Source organism: Dolichospermum circinale AWQC131C (assembly GCF_000426905.1).
Lineage (GTDB): Bacteria > Cyanobacteriota > Cyanobacteriia > Cyanobacteriales > Nostocaceae > Dolichospermum > Dolichospermum circinale.
Genome location: NZ_KE384649.1, coordinates 1,604 through 9,717 on the forward strand (window position 1 = coordinate 1,604; position 8,114 = coordinate 9,717).

Consider the following 8,114-nt stretch of genomic DNA (forward strand, 5'->3'; position numbering starts at 1 on the left):
GGGTTTGAGTAGTAGTAATACTTAGATTGAGGCGGATTGCTGCCGTTGTACCCGTGAAGTCAATGGTATCTTGACCACCACCCACTGCTTCTGTAATGGTGTCAGTACCGAGGCTAGTTTTGGTGATGACGAAATTATAGCTATCATTACCAGCACCACCACTCAGGGTATCATTACCAGTGCCACCATTCAGGGTGTTATCACCGCTATTACCTGTGATGGTGTTATTAGCGGTGTTACCTATGCCGTTAATGTTAGCTATTCCAGTCAGAGTGAGGTTTTCTACGTTGGCACTCAGAGTGTAAGTAACAGATGATTGGACTAAATCCGTACCTTGATTAGCTGATTCTGTAACTATATCACCTGTGCTGTCAACAACATAAGTGTCGTCTCCTAAACCACCAATGAGAGTATCATTACCTAAACCACCAATCAGGGTGTCGTTACCCGCAAGGCCAGTGAGTTTGTTATTGCCACTATTGCCAGTGATGATGTTATTGGCGGCGTTACCTGTACCATTAATGTTGTTAACACCAGTCAAGGTCAGGTTGGTTTTTGTAGCAACTAATGTGGCAGTAACATCAGAAGTAACAGTATCAGTGATAGTAACAGTGCTAGTAATGAAGGGAATAGTTGTATCAACGGGGTCAGTTAAGGTGATGGTGAATTTCTCATCAGCTTCAGCGATTGTATCAGCCTTGACAGGGATAGTGATAGTCTTGCTTGTTTCCCCAGGAGCAAAGGTGAGTGTACCAGCAGTAGCAGTGAAGTCAGTACCGGAGGTAGCGGTATCACTGCTAGTAGCGTAGTTAACTTTTAATTCAATAAGACTGGCTTGACTCAGAGTAACTGTAACTACAGCATTTGTATCTACAAATCCCTCGACCACAGTAACATCATTGATACTAATTACCACAGGCATAGCTGCTAACAATTGTCCACCCTCTACATGAGCGCCATTGAGAATATTGGGCTGGTTCGGGTCAGCAGTGTTGGTGATCCCATGGGCTTGAACATCGAATAAGTAGCCACTTACACCAGTTAGACCATTTTGGGGTAGTTCAACAATTCCAGAGCTTTCCCATGCACCAGTACCGTTATCATAGACAGCGCCAGCAGCTTGTTGGTTAATTTCAAACAAGGACTTAACGGTATCCGTAGCGATGTCATAGGACCAGATTTGAGCATCTCTGTTCTGGGCAGCCATGACACTACCACCAAAAGCAGTGGTGTCTTCTTGAATGGCTATTTTGCCGTTTTTGTCAACAACAATATTGTCGTAGCTAACTCCAGTATTGGGTCCACCGTTTAATACTAATTCAAAGTTACTAATTGCACCTGTGGGGTCAGCAGCATTGAGACTGAAACGATACAGTTTACCGTAGGGGTTTTCTGCTTCTGCTGCTACTGTGGTAGTAGTACCGTCTACTTTATTGTTTGTACCTGTACTGACAAAGTAGAAAGTACCAGGATTATTTGGGTCTTCTGCTATGTCTTCTAAACGGCGGAAGTTGGTTGAGCGGCCACTGACATTAACCCAATTAGATAAATCTAATCCAGTAGTTTTAGCTACATCATCAGCCCTATCTTCCGTTCCTTTGGTATCATATACAGCACTACGGTCAACCTTAACCCAAGTAGCGCCTACTTTTACTCCTTCTACCAAGGTTTCGTTGCTATAGTCTGTAACTTTAAGGACATACAAATCACCATCTTTGAAACCGTTGGGATCTGCTGCTGTTTGATTACCAACGAACATATAGAGTTCGCCATCACCAGTGTCTTCAGTAGACAATAATACCGTTTTGTTTGAGTTGGTAGCTCGATACTGAGATGCTGCAACTACGTTTTCCTTGGAGAAGCGTCCCAAACCATCTAAAGCTTGAGCAGTACCGTCAGGTGTGACTGCCCAACCCCGGCTGTTACCGTCAGATTCTTCTGGTGCGAAGAATACAGGACCCCCTTCAAAACCACTCTCCGCTAAAAAGGATGAACAGAAGCGGCCAAAACCTGGTATGGTGGATGTTACGCTAACAATATCTGCTCCATTAGTGGTAAAGGTGATGTTCCCTAATTCAGTCCCCGTACTGTCAACAGCTTTCTCAATCAGGTTTTTACCACCGATAACTTTCCAGTTTTTATCGAATTGGAATAGGGAAACTCTCGCTCCGGTGATTTGTCCTGTGACTGTGGTGGAAAAATCTGACTTGATACTGCTACCTAATTCGTGACTGACAAACACATAGTATCCTGTGGCTGTCTCATAAATTCCCAAACCGTCGGGAATGCCTGTGAAAGCAAATTTATCAGTAGCACTGGTAGTAAAAGAACCAAAAGTACCTTGTAATAAGGGAACTTCATCACCTACAGTCAATAAAGGAACAAGGGCATATTGTGCGCCTTGGGGAAGTTTATTGATGTAAGCAGGAGCGGTTGTTCTTCCGTTCTGAATTGCCATACTGAAGATGTTTGTATTTTTGTTTAGTTTTTTGCATTGCTATTTAAGTTCTTTGGTTAAATCTGTTTTTGCTAAATCTCAATTAGCTTAGTTTTAATAACCAACAACAGCAACAATTTGAATGATTACATCCAAAGATTAAGGGAAAGATAAGTTTAATAGAATAATGGGTTAAAATTACATCAGGTATATGGAACTTTCTTTCCCATCTTTAGGGAAAGCCTGCGCTGCAAGCTTTATCGTGGTTTATTATTTCATAACTGATGTGTAAGCCCTATAAATAAATTTATTTATACCTAAAAAATGCAAAAAATCGTCTAATTAGATACAATTTATAAACATTACCAGAAGCTTTGGAGAATAACATGATTTTATCAAAAGGCTTTGAAATTGAAATGTATACTGGTACGCCTCAAGGTGAAATTGTGGGACTATCGGACAAAATTATTTCCGATTTAGATGGTTTTATGCGTGAACCAGATAGCCGCAATGTGGAGTACATAACTCAGCCATCTATGAGTTATGATAATTTGTTGTGTGCCTTATTAGGTCCGAGAAGAAAGTTACGGAATTATCTACAAAAATTGGATAATTACACTTTAATACCGGGTAGCACTTTGTCCTTGCCAGGCAGAGATGCCTCCGGGGACATGAACCAACGCTTTTTCCGTTCTGATCCCACTAATCCCTATCATGACTACATTGAACAAACCTATGGGACAAAAGTAGTAACTGCCAGCGTCCATATCAATATCGGTATTAGTGATCCAGAGGTATTAATGCGTGCCTGTCGAGTGATCAGAATGGAAGCACCTCTATTTTTAGCCATGAGTGCATCATCTCCTTTCCTGGATGGTAAAACCACTGGTTATCATTCTACTCGCTGGGGCATATTCCCCCAAACTCCAGATTATGTACCCTTATTTACTAGTCATGCCCATCATATTCAATGGGTTAATGAACAATTAGTTACAGGTAAGATGCAAAATATCCGGCATTTATGGGTATCAGTGCGTCCAAATGGCGATCGCCGTCCTTATGATCTAAATCGTTTAGAATTGAGAATTTGTGATTTAGTGACAGACCCTATTGCCTTATTAGCAATGACTGCCCTGCTAGAAGCGCGGTTAATCCAAATTATTGACAATCCTAGCATTGATCCATTAACTCAAAGCCCTTTTTCTCCCGAAGAACTGATTACCTTAACCATGAAAAACGAAATGGCTGCTGCTACAGACAGTCTTGATGCTAAATTGCAGCGATGGCAAGATGGTAATAGTATTCTGGCCAGGGATTGGATCAGAGAACTCTATCAAGAAATTTGGAGCATTGCCAAACAACAGGGATTTAGTTGTTTTCTAGCGCCACTGCAAAATATCCTACAAACAGGTAATGAAGCTCAACAATGGTTACAGCTGCATAAAATAGGCGTTGAAATTCAGCGTGTAATTGCTCAAGCGATTCTTGTTACTCAGGAACGAGAAAATGAACTAGAAAGTAAACTGTGTTTATCTGTCAGGGAATAGGTAAAAGAAGAGGTGGGGGACAAGGGATAATCAACAGTACGATCTTTGTTGATTATCCCTCCCTCAGAATTGGTTATCTAATCACCTTGTGTGATTTAAAAAACTAATCAATGGAAAATACTTTTGACATATAAAAAAAAACTATATATTGCCTCTGTATTTTGATAGATTTTGAGATGAAAAGAACTTCTAGAATAGACGACTAAGATTAAAAAAGATGCCCCAGATAGTTTTAGTGAACCCGCAAATTCCCCCTAATACAGGCAATATTGCCCGAACTTGTGCAGCCACAGGCACAGAATTACATTTAGTCGGTCCCTTGGGATTTGAAATTAGCGATCGCTATCTTAAAAGAGCAGGGTTGGATTATTGGCCTTATGTTAAACTCCATTATCATGAATCCATAGAAGCATTTCAAAATGTACAGCAACAACGAGGGGGTAGATGTTTGGGTTTTAGTGTTCGTGGTAATTTTAACTACATTAATTTTGCTTTTGAAACGGAGGATTGGCTATTATTTGGCAGTGAAACAGCAGGTTTACCAGCTTCTATTCTTTCCACTTGTGACTCCACTCTATATATTCCCATGTATGAACCTGGTGTCAGGAGCTTAAACTTATCAGTCAGCGTGGCCATAGGTTTATTTGAATGTCGCCGTCAGTTGGGCTATTTACAATAATATTGAGGAATCAGAATTTTTGATTAAGTGTGATAGAAATATATGGATGAGATGAATCATGGTAAAACTGCTGATACTTTTTGTGATTTAAATTGTAAAAATACTGTGTAGATAATGATAAATACGGATAAATCTTGGCGAAATGACATAAGAAATTTGTATAGATATTTTGAGAGTAAATAGACTGCCAAGGATAAATTTTTGTAGCCTCAAGGTTTTGATTCCTCACGAGAGAAAATTAGCCAAACCCTTGACCATTAATGATTTCGAGATATATGTATCCAAGACTACGACAGAAAAATGCAAAAATTGCTGAGATTAGATACGGTTGTTTTTTCAATTAGAATAAACGTAAAGTGTAGTATTGATGGAACGGATTGATTCAAAAAATCTTGAAAATGGTAAAAGCCCGATGATCTCGCCAGCGCAGAGGCTGATGAGCCAACAGCGCCAATAGACTCAAGACTTGCTATGATATTTGTTTAGTTCGTGTTACTTGCCGCTGGCAAAAGAGCTTAGATAATTGTCAACAGCGAAAATTCTGGAGTTATGAGGAGGGACTCAGACAAGGCATCACCAAAAATTTTCAGATTTACCAAGGTGCATAAACTTGTCCAAATTACCGGAAGCAGGTTAGTCTTGCGTAAGTATCTCTGGTGAATGTGATCTTGATCTGTAGTTTAATGTGATATCAATCATTAAATAATATCTAACTTAAAAATCAAGATCAGTTAAACAGTATTGATCATAGGAGGTTGTCTTTGAAACGAGCATTAAAGAAAAGAGAGCAGGCTGTATTAAAAAATCACCCCAGCCGCGATGATGCCCCGGTAGGGCAAACAACTGATAACAAAAATCCCCAAATAACCCTCCGGTCTCGGACTCATCAGGCTGCCATGATTGGCTTGGCAATATCAATGGGAGCAGCTAGCCTTTTGGTGACTCGACAAAGTGATCAAGCCCAAGCAGCCGCTCCCATTGGCAGTCAAAAAGCAGATGGAACAAATTCTGTGGTTTCCGAGACTGAGATCAAATTTACCGACACCAAACTAGAGTCCCAAAGCGTCTCACAGGTAGGGGGTGTAGTAAATCCTATGATATTAGAACCAACAGTAGTTTCACGAGTACCTGGGCTGGAAGCTAAGTGGCAAGTTGCCACCAAGAACACACCTGTCCTCAATGTAATTTCACCTACCAACGCGGCTGAAAAAAATTCTGTCCACTCACAAAGCCAATTAGCACAGGGGGAGAAGAACCGCCCAATTCAGTCTACATTACTAGTAAGTAACCAAGAAACTGAAACGGCACAACAGTTATCTAACGGGGATAGGGCGCAATATTTCCCAGCGGAGGAATTAGCCGATGGAAATGTTGATGCCAAACTAAAAGCACAGCAAGAGGTAGCTCTCAATCGCTTGCGGGAGAAATCAACCCGTTTAAGGAATAGTTTGACACAGTTACGGGCTGAGAGATCTCAAAATCTCTCAAAAATTGGTACAAATGAAGAACAGCCAATCACCGTATCTGATAACTCTGTAGTAAAACAGTCCCAGAATGTGACTAGTTCGAGCCAAGCTGAACTTGTAAATGAGTTAAAACAGAACCAAAAACCCAGTGAGACTATACAGCCAGGACAAATGCCCGGATCAACTTCCACAAAAGTTGCCGCACAATTGCCCCCTTCAACATATCAAGTTAAGCCCGGAGATACATTAGCAGAGATAGCTAACAATTATGGTATTTCAGTTTCCGAGCTAATTAAGGTTAATAACCTTAGCGATCCCCATCAACTGCAAATTAGTCAAAAACTAATTATTCCAGCAGTGAAGATGGTAGATAAGGTTAACAAAGTAGATAATCCTTTAAACACTCCTAGTTTAAACACTAATTCGTTTGTTGCTAACAATACTAGCATTATAGTTCCTTCTGCCATAGCAACAGAGCAGCCCAAAGGTTTTGATAGTCGTGCCATGACTAATAGCGTAACTATCCCAGTACCGGTCGTGTCGGGGGAACGGGAAAACAATAATAATCCTAGCATCACTAACCGTATTAATGTCCCTGCCCCAATAACTTATAACCAAAGGCAGATCCCTATTGCTATCCCGCAAGCATTACCTACTCCTAGTGAATCTTTTGGATTAGGTGGTGATGCTCCATTACCAAGAACCTTGTCGCCAAAACCGGTAGAAAAGGTATCTAAAGGTAAAGGTAATGAACGTATTCGCGCCTTACAAGCAGAAATTGAGAGATTGCGTTACAAATACCGCACTCAAGAATCTGGTGTGGCTGCTACAGATACTAAAAATAATAGCCAGTCTGTACCTATTCCTATTGAATCAAACAGTAATACCGTAGTGTCTCAAGTTGGACTACAGATTCCTGTACCCAAAGCGATATTACCCAGCTATAACAATCAACCAGTTCGCCCTCTAGTTACGGCTTCTGGGTCTGCTAATGAGCCAATTAACCCAGAATTTTTGCCCAATAAGACTGGTGTTGGCTCGAATTTTACCCCCAATTCATCTGGGATTAAGTTAACAGTTCCTTCTCCTGGAATAAGTGCTTCTGACTCTTTAGGTAAATTGCGAGGAACTAATGTCTCTCCAGCTTTACCACCTTTGGCAGCAGTGGATATATACCTGCCGAAAACAACTGAAGAAAATCCCAATTTCCCATCTAATTCTACTCCTACCAGCTACATTTGGCCTGCAAAGGGAGTTCTGACTTCTGGTTACGGCTGGCGCTGGGGAAGAATGCACAGAGGGATTGATATTGCTAACGCAGTCGGTACACCCATTTATGCTTCCTCTGCTGGTGTGGTTGAGAAGGCTGGCTGGAATAGAGGTGGTTACGGTAACGTTGTGGATATCCGCCATGATGATGGTAGTTTAACTCGTTATGGACACAACAGCCGGATTTTGGTGCAAGCTGGTCAAAGGGTGCAACAAGGTCAGACTATTGCAGCTATGGGTAGCACTGGTTTCAGCACTGGTCCTCATACTCATTTTGAAGTTCATCCTTCGGGTAAAGGCGCTGTTAACCCTATCGCTTTCTTGCCAAATCGTTTGTAATTCCTGATTATCTGGAATTAAAGGGTTTTTTGAGGGAGATAAACTCCCTCTTTTTAATTGAGAGGAAATTTTGGAAATTTTGCAAATTGATGGTTGTCAAATGCAAATTTGTATGCTATCTTAGTATGAGTTGGTTAAACAACGCGGCTCAGTAGCTCAGTTGGTTAGAGTACGGGACTCATAAGCCTGGGGTCGTCAGTTCAAATCTGACCTGAGCCATTAAAAACAATATGATATGTAAGGGTTTCAGCTTTCAGTCATTTATAGCACTGGAAGCTGAATATTTGTTTTTAGGCTTTCTTGACTATCAAATGACTATAGTAGTTTAACTTAAGAATGAGACAAAAAGAGTATAAGATTGAAGAGAGAAGGTATGG

The 8,114-nt window shown here is 40.8% G+C and carries 4 protein-coding genes and 1 tRNA gene; 4 read left to right on the top strand and 1 reads right to left on the bottom strand.

Features of this window, described 5'->3' with window-relative positions; all coding sequences use genetic code 11:
- Positions 1–2,458: Calx-beta domain-containing protein (locus ACIR131C_RS26945; RefSeq protein WP_278047006.1), on the bottom strand; the 2,458-nt coding region annotated here is incomplete at its 3' end.
- Between the two features lie 365 nt (positions 2,459–2,823).
- On the opposite strand from ACIR131C_RS26945, the gene gshA reads away from it, so the two are divergent.
- The 4 genes from gshA (at position 2,824) to ACIR131C_RS0119220 (ending at position 7,956) form a co-directional block, all read left to right on the top strand.
- Positions 2,824–3,984: a glutamate--cysteine ligase gene (gene gshA, locus ACIR131C_RS0119205; RefSeq protein WP_028091482.1), complete on the top strand. Its 1,161-nt coding sequence runs from the start codon at positions 2,824–2,826 to the stop codon at positions 3,982–3,984.
- A 217-nt stretch (positions 3,985–4,201) separates the two neighbouring features.
- Entirely contained in the window at positions 4,202–4,663 is a 462-nt protein-coding gene (locus ACIR131C_RS0119210) for a tRNA (cytidine(34)-2'-O)-methyltransferase (protein ID WP_028091483.1), read from the top strand.
- A 761-nt stretch (positions 4,664–5,424) separates the two neighbouring features.
- On the top strand, positions 5,425–7,737 hold the full coding sequence (locus ACIR131C_RS0119215; RefSeq protein WP_028091484.1) for a peptidoglycan DD-metalloendopeptidase family protein: 2,313 nt from the start codon (positions 5,425–5,427) through the stop codon (positions 7,735–7,737).
- Between the two features lie 145 nt (positions 7,738–7,882).
- Positions 7,883–7,956: transfer RNA gene (locus ACIR131C_RS0119220), tRNA-Met, on the top strand.
- Positions 7,957–8,114 lie beyond the last annotated feature (158 nt).

What these genes read in the sequence shown, in the direction of transcription:
- gshA (WP_028091482.1), top strand. Translation starts at nt 2,824, where the DNA reads ATGATTTTATCAAAAGGCTTTGAAATTGAAATGTATACTGGTACGCCT.
- ACIR131C_RS0119210 (WP_028091483.1), top strand. Translation starts at nt 4,202, where the DNA reads ATGCCCCAGATAGTTTTAGTGAACCCGCAAATTCCCCCTAATACAGGC.